This window comes from Paenibacillus sp. 598K, from assembly GCF_003851045.1.
Taxonomy (GTDB): domain Bacteria; phylum Bacillota; class Bacilli; order Paenibacillales; family Paenibacillaceae; genus Paenibacillus_D.
In genome coordinates this window covers 1,101-15,038 of sequence record NZ_BFBX01000166.1, presented here as the reverse complement: position 1 = coordinate 15,038, position 13,938 = coordinate 1,101, and the positions used below count along the sequence as shown (strand labels likewise).

Here is a 13,938-nt window from a genome sequence, read left to right as displayed (position 1 = left end):
GGCTTTCGTAATTTAGGTTGGATCATACCTTTTACAGGTATGGCTTTCCTTTTTGGGGCTGCATGGGGAATTGGGAGCATCAGCATATCAAAATTACGATAGAGGATAGCGGTGTCGGGATTCCTCTAGAAAAGCAGCCAAAAGAAGAGTCCTCCTCCAGGGAAGACTCTTCTCGCCTCAACGCAATGGCTTATTCCAGCCTATAAAGCGCATCAATCATGATGAAATTGCAGCCGAGCTTTGGATAACCAATCGTCTTTGCAAATACGCCTTCAGTTGAGGGTCTACACAGTAAATGAAGCATCCCTTCGTTCCCCTGGTCATTAATGTCCTGTAGGTATTCCGTATAATTTGATCGGCCATTCGGAGCGCCTCGTCCTTATCTTTTTTATACAAGCTCTTGAAACCTGAAAGAGACTTGTCCGTTTTCGCACGTTTGAACGGGTCGGTAACGATACGGTTATTTTCAAAGCGCATATCGTCGCCAATGATGACACCGACATAATCGAACTCAAGCCCCTGCGAGGTATGTATGCAGCCCACTTGCTCTACGGATTCAGGGTCGATCGCCCAGGTAGTTGTATTGCTAAGGTTCCAGCTCATGAAAAATTGATACTGATCCAATTGAATATCGTGAACACCAGGATTGTTCTTTCCATCCTTCTTCCAATCCCAGCAATATCCGGCCAGCATTCTTGCCTTATTATTCATCTGATTCTTGCTGAAGATCTCGTCTCGCAATTCATTCGGGTCATCATAGAGTCGAATGTCATAATCGAAATCGAATCCATCTGCGTTCGCCGTTTCACGGATTTCCAATACGTCTTCTAGCCACGCCAGGTATCCGTCGGAGCCATTGCATCGAAATTGTGAAGCCAATGTCAACTCCATAATATCCGCATCCATCTGTTCGGCATACCCTCTGATCTGCTCTTTACTACCGACATCGTGCATCGCAATCTTCTGATATTCGTCAATAAAAAATACTGAAAACCGAGCAGCACGGATGATCTCCATCGTTTGATTAATGCCTTTATTTTTGAACAGACCCGATTTTTCGTTTAATCGATGCGCTTCGTCAACGATCAAGCAATCAAATTCATTGGGCAGCGCTTCATAGTAGACGCCCGATCCCTTAAACAAGTTATCAATGACCGATTTTTTTACGTTTTGCTGCAGCTGTTTCATATATACCGCGCGGGGTGCGCTATTCTTGGTTACATATTGGCAGACTAGTTCTCGTGCCGTAAGCTCTACCAAAAGATTAATCCCCAGAACCGACTTTCCTGTCCCCGGCCCACCTTCGACGATCAATACTTGTTTCTTACCCGACTGGGCTTGCTGAGCCAATCTTAATGCTTCTTGATAAGCAACATCCTGATCGTCTATCATGTTGAATTCTTTATTCCCTTGTAGCATGCTGACAAGAGAATCCTGCAGTGATTTCGAAGGTTTAATTTTGCCATGTTCAATAAGATAAAGTGATTTGGTTCTATCGGTTTTCTTAATATAGGTCGAAATAAACCCTCTTAACTTAAGAGCATCTCCCTTCGAAAAAACAGGTGCTTCCTTCAAATATCGATCATAGACGGGATGCATTAGAGGATCGTTATCTTTTCGTATATAGTTATGCAAATAAGCGCACGGATAAAGTTGTACCGCTTCATTCTGCACGGCCTCGTTATAATCGCCAATCAGTTGCGCATAAACTGATGCCTGCTTTGAAGGATGTTGTGTTTTTGTCTTTGTTCGGTTAAAGAAGGTTTCAACGAGACCATCCGCTTCTTCGATCACTTCAACGCTTGTCCACTGCTTGAGTTCGATAATGACGACGGAATATTGATCTTGTTCGTTCAATCCCGTGATCATGAAATCGACTCTTCTTGACGTAGCTGGAACCTTATATTCGATCGCAATTCCCACATCATCCGGAATAGTTGGCGTGTTTAATACTTTGTAAAGGTAATTCATAGAATTGTTCCATGCTTCTATCTCTTTTATAGAAACCCTGCCAACTTTTTGCACGTATTGGTGATGAATCTTTACCGCAATGCTATCTTCGGTCACGTCATTCATGAATTGCTGCTTAGTTGATTCATATATAATCATGGCATTCTCCCCTATTCGTTCAATGCCGTGTACTTTTGCGAACTCCCCTTGGAATTAGCTATCGGATACTTCTCTGCGTTTTTGTTAATTTTCTGAAGGATTGCATCCTTTACATCAACATTCAAATCATGCGCAAGCGTTAGCGTATAGATGAGAATGTCAGCAATTTCATCCCGCATATCTGAATAATTTTGATCTATGGCTTGTTGGCTATTTTTCCATTGGAAGAGCTCCAACAGTTCGCTCGACTCCAACGAAATAGAAAGAGCTAAATCTTTCGGATCGTGAAATTGCTTCCAGCTTCTTTCGTCGCGGAATTGAATAATTGTTTTGATCAATTCGTCCATATGTACCCCCATCATTAGGTTATGATCCCATTATAACCTTTTAAAAGACACTTTCGAATACATCACTATAAAATTCATAAGGATAAATAGGCGTGGTCTACATCTGGGTACTCGCCGCACAGCGCAACGAATACGATTTTTGACAAAAAGAAAGACAGCCCCGTAGCTGTGGCTGTCGTCAATGTGCACCATAAAATAAAAATAATAGGGTGAAAAGCGTTCTTTCGATTACTGTCTCAATACCTTAATTTCTGCAACCGATAAGTCCGTTGCCTCTGAAATGGTTTGCATGTCCACGCCTCTGTCCAAAAGTCGAATCGCAATTTCTTTGCTGGTTTCCGCCCTACCTTTTTCTTCAGCAAATTTTTGAGCACTTTCAATCAGAGATACTTCATCGCTTAGTGCCTTCATTCTAGCATCATAAGCCATGCGTGCCGCTGCATCCTGGCTCAGAAACTCCAGTGTATCCATCGCTTTTTTCAGCATCGGCTCCTTCATCGTCAGCACCTCCCAATTGGATTTATCAACTCCCTTTAAAGACAGCAGCCAGTTAGCCAGCCCGCCTTCTTCAAGCTCTGCCGAATGCTCGCTAAGCTTGGTCAGCTCAATAATATGAATTTCAATGTCATCTACTAGCGGAATTCCTGTACGATCCTCCCGCAAATGAAACACGCTATGATAACGGTCATTGGGCAAACAGGAATAGCCGCCAACTCGATATAGCTTAAGCTGGTCGTCTCCATGACGATCGCGAACTTTTCTTGAGTGTTCCATCGCTCAGGGGATACCTCACTGTTCATCGTCAGCCCTTGAGCCATCGCTACCTTTTTCCATTTATATCATGTCGTTTCCGATCCCCCGCTCTTCTTGGCGATCCGACTTTCGGGGTACGACAGCTATTCTGACGGAGGGGAAATAGGCCCGATACCCATCCTTCTGACTCACCTAGACAGTCTCGGTCCGCGAAGACTCATCGTCTTCGTCCGTCTGAGCAGCAGGGCGAAGCATCCCACTCGCCAATTCCATGCCGTCTTGGAGGCCTTTAAGGTAGAGCAGCTCCTGAACAGCCGCCTCATAACGGTAGTGCTTCTCCTCCCAGACAGCATAATCCGTGCCTGCCCCCATGTCCGATAGTGTGGCATATAGTGTCTCGAACGCCTCCTCTTCCTCTCCCCGCAGCTGACTCAGCATGGGGTCTACCTCCGCTTGAGCAACTACGTCCATCAGCCGCCGCTGGATCGCTTGCCGGAACCATACTGGAATCTTTATGATGTTCTCCCCCTTCTCTATCACGTCCCGATAGGCATGACATCGCTTCAAACGGCCATACAGCGTCGTCCACGCGTCCACTTGGCAACTCTGCGCCTGCACCTCTGGATTTTCAGATAATGGCACACCCCGTGTGAGCGAATGCATCCCTAGCTCATTCAGCTTACTTCTCTCCCACTCCACTATTCTTCGTATCCGATGCATGAATCCACTCCTTTGGTTAGGGTGTAGCGGCCGATGATCTTGACCAGAATGAATGATGTCGGACGTTTAATGCGAGAATCGGTTTATTTTATTTTAATGCGAGAATCGCATTAAAACAACCCCTACATTTCGTACAATTTGGATGAAATGAGAGGTGTGCAGAAATGAAGCATCGCAAAGAACCACCTGGAGACAAAAACATCATTGGCAACCGAGTGACCGCCATCCGTAAAGCCAAGGGCATGAAGCAAAAAGAATTCCTCGCCCGGCTTCAAACACTGGGACTGGATATCAGCCCCACCAGTCTGTCCCGTCTGGAGGGCCAGCATCGGCTAGTGCAGGATTATGAAGTGCTCGTCATCGCGCGAGCATTGGAGATTTCTGTGGGAGAGTTATTGGGGGAGCGAGACTAGAATAGAAATAATCCGCCCAACTTAGCCAAGGTGCGAATTATTTTCTATGAGTCAAATAGAGTTTCCCACTAAAATCTCATTCGGGCGCGTTAATTGAGCCTCCCCGATGGATTAGCGATTCTCTTCATCTAGACAGCATCAAACTTGGCAAGCACCGGATTGTTGGCTCTCAGATACGCTCTACTCCGAATGGAAGCCAACTATCGCTCTTCCTTCCAATCAATTTTGGCTCCTAATGCCTCGGCTACAACGCGCAGCGGTACCATCGTTGAACCATTCATTACGCGAGCTGGTTTTTTCAATGCAACTGTCCGGTTGTTAGTGACTGCTTCTTAGTTACGGTATCTTTGTTTCACCATGCAACTATGAACCCTTACTCAATTATACTATTGACTACTATATGTATCGATATATTGTTTTTGACTACATTAATTACATGTTAGTATCAGTATGTTCCCTCTACACTCAATAGTGAGGGGGGATCACAATGGCTGAAATACCAGAAGTATTAGTGCAAGTGGGGAAGACCATCCGCCAGATTCGATTATCTAAAGGCTTATCCCAACAACGTCTAGCTGAGATGTGCGGCTTTACGTTTTCCTATATCGGTGGCGTGGAACGAGCAGAAAAGAATATTTCTTTAAAAAACCTGGACAAGATTGCTGCTGCTTTAGAGGTAGGAATTCATCAATTCTTTCACTATACGCCCCGCTACGAGAACTTGACTGCCAGTGAGCGTATCATTCAGGATATAGCGTCTTTGCTTGCCTCTTACGATGAGCAAACGTTAGTGATGGCAAGGGACATCCTCTCCGATGTTCTGAAGCATGCTCGCCCTCAGGGGTAGCGATACGCTGCTAATCTGCCGTGAAGTTTTATTTGTGGACTTCTGCGCTATTTGCGCAGAGGTCAAATCCGTTCCTACTCCTTGCCTATTAATAGCTTCCAGCTTCATTTTGGTGGCATAAAGATATGGCCAACTTACGGTAGCTAGAATCAAGGTAAGCAGTAATGCAAGACCGTTGGCTAGTGCAAGCAGAATATATGTACGTAGAACAATGGCAATTCTCCTTAACAGCACCAATGGTGTTAGAAAGATGGCCAAGGACACGTAATAGAGTATCCGTCTGCCTTTGATTTTCACTTCGCGAGTGGAGAGCATAACGCCAGTTCCCAAAAGAAAGTACATGAGTTTGTACTGAATGGCATGGACGAGGAATCGATCACTTGCTTCCTGAATGCCATCTGCAAAGAAAACCCCGTGAATCTCAACAAAAAGGGAGAAGCAAGAACCATATCGGCTCTGCTACCTCCCTATGCTCACACTCACGTTTCATTGCATTCCGCTTCTCTGCAGCAAGTGTTCAATCATTCCAGCCTATCTCACTTTAAGGATTTCAACATATCTTCAAGTCACTGCCCCCTTCTGTCGTAAATTTCATAAATCAATTAAAGAGTTAAAAACAAAGGACTTCTACGTATCGACTCGACATATCCCCACCGTGCACTCCAAATGGGATGAGTGCTGACGATACTATGTACTTTTGACTTGAAATAAAGACCATTTAATGAAAGATAGAGTGGATTAGTCTATCGTATCCGTTGTGCCTTGGCAATGTAATCACCAATGTTTTTCCATCGCTTCTTCACATTGAGCATATCCATTTTTTTCATAAAACTGGACACTGGTGCTACTCGGCCAAAGGATAAGAAATTCAACTTCCTTTTCTTTTGACCATTTTTCCATAGCGACGTGAATCTCGGTTCCTATGCCTTGGCTTCTAAATGCTGGACAAGTATAGACATTGGTAACATATCCGTAATAAGGGTCTGAAGCTTTACCTGGTCTGGGTACTTTATGTATCAGCTGTAAATACATATGTGAAACTATATTTTCTTGAACTTCTGCGACCCAAATATACCAATTTTCGCTTTCAATTGCTTTAATCAAAAACTCACTACAAATCAGATGGAACTCCTCAAAACTAACCGAACTAACCCCATAATCCTCGGTAGAAAAGTCCCAACGCATTTGAACAAGTTCATCTAAATCGTCTAATGTTGCTAATCGTACAATAGCCAAACCGTCATCCTCCTGTTTATGGTTTTTGTGAACTTACTTCAAAAAAAACAGCCACACAGTTTAACAGAGACAACATAAACGAGATTCACCTCTTTTGGCAACAAGATAATCCTCTTATTTGTCTCAACTGATACCACAGGCACATGGCTTGAATTTGTTCATGCAGCAGAGTTGCTTTTGGCAAGACTAGTGAACCATTGCCATGGTCGTCTCGAGCTGCTCGCTAAACAAGTCGTAGGGTCTGAACTTGAAAGAAAATATCACTTTCACACTTCTATCAACCTCCTTCGCATCATGGGTCAGGAAAGTTTGCGCGAAGACGATGCGCCGATTCGAGGAGATGTAAAGCATCGCCGAATCCGTACCGTCATTCAAAACATGGTTTATATCGCCGCCAGAGTCACTCGTCACGCGCGTCAAACGAGGTTCAACTTTGGACGGTACAGTCATGGTTTCAAACGGTGCATCGTATTTACCAAGCCTTCGCCCGGATCCATCGTTCCGTTAGGATCTAAAGGGATGTCTCATTCCATGCCTTCTCTCGCACCCGCCTTCCTGCAAAAGGAATGGCGTATTAAGGATGCCTATCCATGCGCACTTCATAGATGAATCATCAGGTAAGGACTAATGATGCGAAGCTCGTTACGATTTGAATAACCGATATCCAGTAAATTCCGGACGTGGTAGGTCATGAATACGTTCATCACGGATTCAGGTTATCATTTATCATTCCATGATTTACCAAATAATTCATTGCCATTAGGAGAAAGTTCTAGCACCTTTGTGTCTAACAATATTTTTTGACTCTCTACTGTGTATGCTTTTTTCTTATCAAATGAAATAAATATTTGTTTTTCCGATTGAAGGTACTTCTTCAATATTCTTTCTATCGCTACATCAGCAATTTGTTTTAAGACGACAGAATCATGAATTAGTATGGGCAATACTGTTAGTTCAAGTACACTTAGATCATACACCACCATGTTTTTATATGATGTACCAGTCCCAGTATCGTCAATAGTTTCAAATTTATATTGATTTTTATCAAATGTAATGACAGGCGGCTTCTTTTGTCCCGAATATATATAATCATTGATCTCCTGCATCTTAGTGTTAATTTCTATTTGCAGTAGATATAATTGATCTTTTCTCATTTGATCCCTGCGGGCTTTGGTATCATCTCTTGATGTTTTAAGACTTATTGAGGTTAAATACGCTTTGTTTTCACTCTCTAATTTTTCGCTAATTTTTTGTATCTCCGAATATTTTGTAAGTATGGCTTTTGATAAATTTGGTATTTGAATAATTTTTTTAATACTTTCTTCAATCGTATCAATTTCATTCTGTGATACAGAAATTAATTTGTTCAATTCTTCCTTTTTGGCCTTCAATTCTGTCCTTAAAACATCCCTTATCTCATAATGAAATTTCTCAACTTCAGTAATATTTCGTATATTAGCATCCGGAAAGAACCGTAACAAATCATCAAACTGTTCAGATCTTATTGGTGAATTTTCTTTCATATTATTCTCAATAGTTACATATTGAGAATAATATTTGCTTCTCTTACGCTTTGCAATGGAGAGCTTTTGTTTTAATTTGATGACTTCTTCTGCTTTTTCCGAATCAATATCTAATAAATTATTATCGAGATCTTTTGAAATTTGATCTTTTGTCTCAACTAATTGGGTAAGTTCTTTCAAGTTCTCATTATATTTTCGTTTGCCAATTGAGGATACAAAATTATACCTCTGTGCGTTTCTATAAGCACTTAGTTCTGTTTCTCTTTGCTTTAATAAATCCTCTAATTCTGAAATCGCACTGAACAATCCAAACAACTTTAATACTGCATTTATTGGCGCTCCAGCAGCTTCATTATAAACAACATCCAAAGGGCGCTTCTCATTTAGATTTTCTTTCCCATAAATTCGTGAATATCTGCCAACTATGTCTCGGAAACTAATATTGGGGAGGTGTATATTATAATTATGCTTTAAAAATTCACAATACTGAGAGAGTGAGATTTTTGATACAACATTATATGATTCATCACACTCACTTACCATTTCTAAATCTTCGGTGTCTCTCAAAAAGTAGTATCTTTTTTCTTGAAATATGAAACAAAACTTTATAGTATGTTTGCCCACATGTCTTTGAATCTCTGCTGACTTTAGAATGTAATCTTTACCACCAAACACAAAATCTATAATCATAAGAAACGTAGACTTACCAATGGAATTACTCCCAAAATCATCCCCTAGTACGGTATTTAATGTAGGAAGGAATTCAACTCTCTTCTGTTTAAACTGATCACAAATAATTTCAAATAACATTGTTAACTCTCCTCGAATCAAAACTGTATTCTATTTTTCCCAATGTATACAGACAATCAAGTGCATCTAGAAATTCAGTAATATTTTGAAATTTACTGTTGACACTATAATATAAATCGGAGAGAGAAAGGTCTTTATTATTCTCAATTTGCTTCAAAATAACAGGAAGCTTGCTAATAACACTATCATTATAAGTATATAGTTTATTGGGAAATTTCACGGAACACCTCACAACTCTGAACAAAATAAGATATTACTGCTTCACAGGCCTCACTTGATGAACCATTTGATTTAGATTTCAGCCATTTAACGAGTGCTTCAAATATCTCACTTTTACTAATAATTTCTTCATCACATTTCAGGAAGCTTGCTCTAACTTCTGAAGCAACTAAATCAAAGTTTATTTTATTCTCTTGATCCAAGCTCTGAAATGTTTCTTTAATTAGGTTGAAATAAATACAAACGTATGTTTCTATTTTAGCTTTTAAAATGGAATATGTCATCTCAATTTTGCTAGAAATTTTTAATGCCTTATACTCTAACTCCATTTTTTGCAGCGATACAGGATCAATACTCATCAATGAATTGATAACTAATACAATTTCATCTTCTATGTCTTGATGCGAGGTGGATATTTTTGCTTTAGAAGCAGCCATCAAACGTTTCTTGATTTTAATTAGTTTCAAATACTCTTCTTTAGTCTTATGGTCATCATAATATCCATGGCAATCCTTACATAAGGCTATTTTATTTTCAAACTCTTCGCAGTTAGTCCCTAGTCTTTCAAGCCCCTGAAGTTCTTTTAATTCATTGGGAATTGGACTATTCGGGTATATATGTGCAATTTGATATTTTTTATTCATACGTTTGCCTTTTGGTATGAGCAAGTAATTACCACATAACGGACATACCCCATCTACCTCTAGCAAATGTGCATTGTCTGTATTTTCTGTGATAGACACTCTTGCTATGAGATAAGGATCATTTAATTCTGGCATTTCCAATATAGACCCTCCATGACTTTGAATTAATGCTTAATAATTCTTTTCTCAAAATGAATCTGCCTTCTCAGATCCGCAACCCCTTTTATGTTTTTATTGCCATCCATTTCGTATCTTTCAATTCTTCCAAAGAAGGTTATTTCTAAGGACTCAGCCTTTTTCTTTGCTTCATCTAAATGTTTCAAAAAGTTGATGAACATCGGTTTAAATAGTTTTATCTGCGTAAATGTCTGAGAAGCGGTTTGTGAAGTTATGGATTTCTTCATTAATTTAATATGCACCCACTCATACCCATTATTATCTACATATGGTTGGCCTGTTGAAGCATAGATTCCTCGTAAGCAAATCAGCTCTTTGGGTGATTTTGATTGAAATTTCCCATAGACTTTATCCCACTCTTCAAAATATATATCCATCCATTTTGCGGTGATTCCAAAAGACTTAAATTCAAGATAATTTTGAACTTTATTCTGTTCAAAATACTTAGCTATCTTCGCAAAAGCTCTTGCTGAGTTTATGTAATCTGATAGTTCACCCTCACTATTTGAATAGTTCCCTGGGGATTTTTTAGTCTTAGGATTCTCCAATTTTTCCTTTTTAGGAATTAAGTCTTGAGATAATAAATCCATTAAAGATTTCTTTAATTCAACAGGGATGTTAACCCTAATAACCGTTTCTTTATCAAGGACAACACCTGCCACTTTGCTTTTACGAAGTGTCTGAGTTTGACTATTGGATTTATTATAAGGGCATTCTTCATCGTCATATTCTAAATGGTTCTTCTTACCTTTTTTCAATCGCAAAATAGGTGCAACATATTTGTCCTGCTTTATATACGTTCCAACAAAGCTTAAATCAACATGACAAAACTCACATTTAAGTGAATCATTTAATGTTTCATCTAGTTGAATATCATCGACTGATACTCTTCCAGCAGTAGGGTGTAGCGCCCAACTCATTTTCATTTTTGAACTCATACTAGCCCTCCACATTCTAGTTTAAGTACTCATTTATTTGCGACTCGGTTCGCCACTAGAATCACGATTTAACGACGTACTATTACAATAATCATAGACCATTTAGGGTTCAAACTCCAGAAAATTTTCCCATCTTCGACAAAAAGAAAGACTCCTGCAAGTGACAGGAGCCTCATTTTCATTAGTCTTATAGACCTTATTCATTGAATATCACTATGTGAACCTAATCTTGTACCCCAACAACATTCACTTGATAAACTGGAAATTTGATATTGTTCGGACGAACATCAACTCTTAATAATTATCAAAACTATTTCTTTCACAGTTAAACCAAAGTTCAGTTAATTCTCTACATTCAATTAATTACTTGGACTACAATAAATATAGCGGGAACTACAGAAGCTTCGGGCAAAGTAGCTATTCGAACAGGTAAATGTGGCTCCATTCACTAATCCCTAACCAACAACACACAGCACTCCACATGAGTCGTATGCGGAAACATATCCACCGGCTGCACTTCCACCGTCCGATACCCGCCATCCTCCAGCACCCTCAGATCCCTCGCCAAAGTCGACGGGTTACACGAAACATACACCACCCGCTCCGGCTGCATCGCGAGGATCGTCTCCAGCAGCTCGTTGTCACATCCCTTGCGTGGCGGATCGACCACAATCACATCCGGCTTGTTCCCCTCCTGCCGCCACCGCGGGATAACCACCTCGGCTGGCCCCGCCTCGAACGTGGCATTGTCGATGCCATTAAGCGCCGCATTGCGCTTGGCGTCCTCGATCGCCTCGGGCACGATCTCCACCCCGTACACCTGACCGGCCTGGCGAGCTAGGAACAGCGAGATGGTGCCGATGCCGCAGTACGCGTCGATGACATTCTCCGTCCCCGTCAGGCCCGCATACTCCACCGCCTTGCGGTAGAGGGCTACGGTCTGCTGCGGGTTGACTTGGTAGAACGATCGGGCCGAGATGGCGAAGCGGATGCCGTCCAGCTCGTCGTAGATGACCTCCTGGCCCCACAGCACGCGGGTCTCGTCGCCGAAGATGACGTTGGTGTTCTTCTTGTTCACGTTCTGCACGATGCTAGTCACCGCAGGCAGCTCGGCTCGGATGCCCTCGATCCACTGCTCGACCTGCGGGATGCGCGAGCCGTTGGTGACGAGGACGACCATCATCTCGCCGCTCACATAGCCTGTCCGCACGACGACATGACGCAGCAGCCCGCGACCGCTCTGTTCGTCATAGGCGGTGATGCCGAGCCGTCGGCCGATCTGCTTGACGAGTCGCACGACAGCATCGTTGCGCTCATCCTGGATGAGGCAGCGATCCATATCGATGATGCGGTGACTGCCCTGCGCGTAGAAGCCAGCGATCAGCTCGCCATCGGCTGCGGCAGACCGCTCAGCCTGACGCGCACCCTTGGCACGCGACGGTACTGCGCTGCCTCCGAAGCCCGCGTCGGACATCCCGACCGGCACTTGAGCCTTGTTGCGGTAGCGCCACGGATCGGTCATCCCGAGCGTGTCATGGACGCGGATGCCGCTCTGCTCAGCTCTCCCCGCTCCTGCATTCACGCCTTGCCCGTCCGCTCCCGCCACCTGCAGCTTGCCGATCCGCTGCAGGTTGTCCACGACATGCTGCCGCTTCCAGCGCAGCTGGGCCTCGTAGCTCATGTGCTGGAGCTGGCAGCCGCCGCATTGGTTATAGATGTCGCAGGGCGCGGACACGCGATCCGGGCTCGCCTCGAGCAGCTCCAGCAGCTTGGCGTAGCCGTATTGCTTCTTCACCTTCAGCACCTTGGCCTGCACACGCTCGCCCGACAGCGCTCCCCGCACAAAAAGGGTAAAGCCGTCTACCCGGCCTACCCCTTCGCCTTCATGCGTCAGGCCGACGATCTCGACCGTGACGATTTCATTTTTAATCACAGGTATGCTCATAACCTTCTCCGTTCCTGATAGTTGCCGTTACTTATACGAGCTGTTGCCCAACTCATCGACGAAGATCCGCAGATGCGACGGCAGCACCGACACAGAGCATGGCAGCGTGCCGCCGTATTCGCCGTCGAGGTTGAGCTGGACGTAGTCGGGCGTCGTCACCCGCAGCTGATTGGTCTGGAAATGCACGACATGCGGGTCGTTCAGATGCTCGCCGCGCTGCGCGAGCGTGGCGATGCGGATGAACTCGGCGAGGTTGCACTTCTTCAGCACGACAACGTCGAACAGCCCATCCTCCAGACTCGCTACCGGAGCGAGCTTCTCGAAGCCGCCGACCGAGTTGCTGTTGCAGACGAGGAACAGCAGGATCTCCTCATGGATCTCCTCGAAGCCGTTGCCCTCGATATGCATCATCGTCGGCCGCAGCCGCGTCATCTTCTCCAGCCCCTTCATATAGTAGGCCAGATTGCCGATCATCGTCTTCAGCTTGCTCGGCACCTCGTAGGTCAGCTCCGTCAGAGAGCCGCCGCCCGCGATGTTGATGAAGTACTTGGCGTTGACCTTGCCGACGTCGATCGGCCGCGTGTACTGGCGGATGATCAGGTCGCACGCCTGCTCCCATTGCTTGGGGACTCCCAGCGCACGGGCAAAGTCGTTGGTCGTGCCGAGCGGCAGGATGCCCAGCGGCGGCCGCTGCTCGCGCTCGGCCATGCCGTTGATCACCTCGTAGAGCGTGCCGTCTCCGCCGGAGGCGATGATGATGTCAAAGCCGCGCGAGACCGCGTCGGCAGCCGCCAGCGTCGCATCGCCCTCGCCGGTCGTCGCGTGGCAGCTCGTCTCGATGCCGCCCAGCTCCAGCCGCTGCAGGATGTCCGGCAGCCGGCGCTTCATCTCCTCGCGGCCCGAGGTCGGATTATAGATTAGTCTGGCGCGTTTGATGGTCATGCCTGCTCTCCCTCCAGCCGATCAGATCCTTGTCGATTGGTGAACCCGTCCAGCCAGGCAGCGACCTGGCGCTCCATCCACCGCGCGGCGAACGGATGCGGCAGGATCGTCTTGCCGTTGTACCGATACTGTCGTCCGGCGAGCCGCTTGGGGATCACCGTCCGGGTGAAGTAGCCCTGGCTCAGGAATAGCGGCGCCACCAGCACCGCCGTCTCCGGCTCCCGCCGCTGGATCGCGCCGAGCACGCAGCTCGCCTGATCCGGCAGCAGCATCGCCGTCTCCGCGCGCTGGAAGCCACCGAGCTCGCGGATGCGC

The 13,938-nt window shown here is 44.7% G+C and carries 13 protein-coding genes and 2 pseudogenes; 2 read left to right on the top strand and 13 right to left on the bottom strand.

What is annotated here, in order from left to right; all coding sequences use genetic code 11:
* Positions 1–216 precede the first annotated feature (216 nt).
* The 4 genes from PA598K_RS32995 to PA598K_RS36755 form a co-directional block, all read right to left on the bottom strand.
* Positions 217–2,109 (bottom strand): DUF2075 domain-containing protein, encoded by a 1,893-nt coding sequence (locus PA598K_RS32995; protein WP_128660993.1) that lies wholly within the window; start codon positions 2,107–2,109, stop codon positions 217–219.
* A gap of 11 nt (positions 2,110–2,120) precedes the next feature.
* A complete protein-coding gene (locus PA598K_RS32990) occupies positions 2,121–2,456 on the bottom strand; it encodes a MazG-like family protein (protein ID WP_128660992.1) in 336 nt (111 codons plus the stop codon).
* A gap of 228 nt (positions 2,457–2,684) precedes the next feature.
* The gene (locus PA598K_RS32985) at positions 2,685–3,230 is read right to left on the bottom strand and encodes an Rpn family recombination-promoting nuclease/putative transposase (RefSeq protein ID WP_128660991.1); all 546 of its coding nucleotides are present in this window, start codon (positions 3,228–3,230) and stop codon (positions 2,685–2,687) included.
* 171 nt (positions 3,231–3,401) lie between these two features.
* Positions 3,402–3,929 (bottom strand): hypothetical protein, encoded by a 528-nt coding sequence (locus PA598K_RS36755; protein ID WP_185602375.1) that lies wholly within the window; start codon positions 3,927–3,929, stop codon positions 3,402–3,404.
* A 164-nt stretch (positions 3,930–4,093) separates the two neighbouring features.
* Between PA598K_RS36755 and PA598K_RS32975 the strand changes: the two genes are divergently transcribed.
* Entirely contained in the window at positions 4,094–4,342 is a 249-nt protein-coding gene (locus tag PA598K_RS32975; RefSeq protein WP_128660990.1) for a helix-turn-helix domain-containing protein, read from the top strand.
* 200 nt (positions 4,343–4,542) lie between these two features.
* Here PA598K_RS32975 and PA598K_RS39150 read toward each other — a convergent pair.
* Positions 4,543–4,662 (bottom strand): annotated as a pseudogene (locus PA598K_RS39150) (stalk domain-containing protein); the annotation flags it as partial.
* A gap of 167 nt (positions 4,663–4,829) precedes the next feature.
* On the opposite strand from PA598K_RS39150, the gene PA598K_RS32965 reads away from it, so the two are divergent.
* Positions 4,830–5,189: a helix-turn-helix domain-containing protein gene (locus PA598K_RS32965; protein ID WP_260405734.1), complete on the top strand. Its 360-nt coding sequence runs from the start codon at positions 4,830–4,832 to the stop codon at positions 5,187–5,189.
* Positions 5,190–5,963: 774 nt separating this feature from the next.
* Here the strand turns inward: PA598K_RS32965 and PA598K_RS32960 are convergent.
* The 8 genes and pseudogenes from PA598K_RS32960 to PA598K_RS38480 all read right to left on the bottom strand — a co-directional run.
* Entirely contained in the window at positions 5,964–6,425 is a 462-nt protein-coding gene (locus tag PA598K_RS32960; RefSeq protein ID WP_128660988.1) for a GNAT family N-acetyltransferase, read from the bottom strand.
* Between the two features lie 719 nt (positions 6,426–7,144).
* A complete protein-coding gene (locus PA598K_RS32950) occupies positions 7,145–8,758 on the bottom strand; it encodes a DUF2326 domain-containing protein (protein ID WP_128660987.1) in 1,614 nt (537 codons plus the stop codon).
* On the bottom strand, positions 8,748–8,978 hold the full coding sequence (locus PA598K_RS38930) for an ABC-three component system middle component 7 (RefSeq protein WP_128660986.1): 231 nt from the start codon (positions 8,976–8,978) through the stop codon (positions 8,748–8,750). The genes PA598K_RS32950 and PA598K_RS38930 overlap by 11 nt, the downstream gene beginning before the upstream one ends.
* On the bottom strand, positions 8,962–9,756 hold the full coding sequence (locus tag PA598K_RS32940; protein WP_307719908.1) for an ABC-three component system protein: 795 nt from the start codon (positions 9,754–9,756) through the stop codon (positions 8,962–8,964). The genes PA598K_RS38930 and PA598K_RS32940 overlap by 17 nt, the downstream gene beginning before the upstream one ends.
* A 29-nt stretch (positions 9,757–9,785) precedes the next feature.
* Positions 9,786–10,736 (bottom strand): hypothetical protein, encoded by a 951-nt coding sequence (locus tag PA598K_RS32935; RefSeq protein WP_128660984.1) that lies wholly within the window; start codon positions 10,734–10,736, stop codon positions 9,786–9,788.
* Positions 10,737–11,184: 448 nt separating this feature from the next.
* Positions 11,185–12,681, bottom strand: a complete 1,497-nt coding sequence (gene rlmD / locus PA598K_RS32930) for a 23S rRNA (uracil(1939)-C(5))-methyltransferase RlmD (RefSeq protein WP_128660983.1) — start codon at positions 12,679–12,681, stop codon at positions 11,185–11,187.
* 27 nt (positions 12,682–12,708) lie between these two features.
* Positions 12,709–13,623: a diacylglycerol kinase gene (locus PA598K_RS32925; protein WP_128660982.1), complete on the bottom strand. Its 915-nt coding sequence runs from the start codon at positions 13,621–13,623 to the stop codon at positions 12,709–12,711.
* Positions 13,620–13,938 (bottom strand): annotated as a pseudogene (locus PA598K_RS38480) (cobalamin biosynthesis protein CbiX); the annotation flags it as partial. The pseudogene PA598K_RS38480 and the gene PA598K_RS32925, both read right to left, overlap by 4 nt.